Genomic DNA, 1,134 nt, shown 5'->3' with positions numbered 1-1,134 from the left:
GGGCGGACAGCAGCGCGATAACGGCGACCAGGGTGATCGCGGCGCCGGCGCCGGGGATCCGGGCGACGTCGAGGACGCCGGCGAAGGGGGACTTCAGGGCCGCGGAGGTTGAGGGAAGGACGGCCGCGATGACGAATACCGAGCCGATGTAGAACACGAGGATCCGCCAGACGACGGTGCGGATCGCCTGGGCGACGCTGCGCTCCGGGTTTTCCGTCTCGGCCGCGGCCACGCTGACAATCTCGGTGCCGCCGAAGGCGAAGATGACGACGAAGAGTGCCGTTGCGATGCCGCCCAGGCCAGCCGGGGCGAAGCCGGATGTGAAGTTGCCGAGGCCAGGAGACGGGACGTCCGGCAGCAAGCCCAGCAGCAGGGCCCCGCCGATGGCCAGGAATATCACGATGGCAGCCACCTTGAGGATGGCGAACCAGAATTCGAACTCGCCGAAGTTCTTCACGCCCGCCAGGTTGATGGCGGTGAACAGGGCCATGAAGATCAGGGACAGTGCCCAGACGGGGATCACCGGCCACACAGTGAACAGGAGCCCGGCCGCGCCGAGGGCCTCGGCGGCGATGACCACCACGAGCTGCAGCCACCAGAGCCAGCCGACGGTGGCGCCCGCGGTCTTGCCCATGGCCTTTTGCGTGTACACGGAGAAGGCGCCGCTGTTGGGATTGGCCGCGGCCATCTCTCCGAGCGCCCACATCACCAGGATGATCAGGGTTCCGGCGACGAGGTAGGAGATCAGCACGGCCGGTCCCGCCGCCTGGATTCCTGCCCCCGAGCCGAGGAACAGGCCGGCGCCGATCGCGCTGCCCAGTCCCATCATGGTCAGCTGGCGTGGTTTCATGCTGTGCCCCAGGCTCGGGGCGGGAACCGCGGTGGGTAGCGTCGCGGTGGACTTCATCGTCATGGCGAACCTTCGTGTGGTTTGGATCTTTGCGTCCTTATGGGACCTATTGAATTTACCGGATTTGGGCCCGGCCCCCGGCCGCCGGGGCGCCTCCGCCGTGAGAGCATGGTGGCAGTTTGCTAACTGAATCGGGGCATCGGTGGCTGTTTGTCCGGCCCGGTCCCGCTTGGGAAGGAAGAATCAGTGGACGTTGATCCGCTTGATGCAAAGATTGTCCGATT

General features: G+C 66.3%; 1 protein-coding gene. It reads right to left on the bottom strand.

Annotated elements, in window-relative coordinates; all coding sequences use genetic code 11:
* Nucleotides 1-913 (bottom strand): amino acid permease (locus LQV45_RS34630; RefSeq protein ID WP_230012444.1); only part of this gene is annotated, 913 nt, incomplete at its 3' end.
* Nucleotides 914-1,134 lie beyond the last annotated feature (221 nt).

This window comes from Microbacterium sp. Bi128, assembly GCF_918698205.1.
Note: the sequence above shows the minus strand (reverse complement) of the source record. Positions and strands in the feature narration are given on the sequence as shown.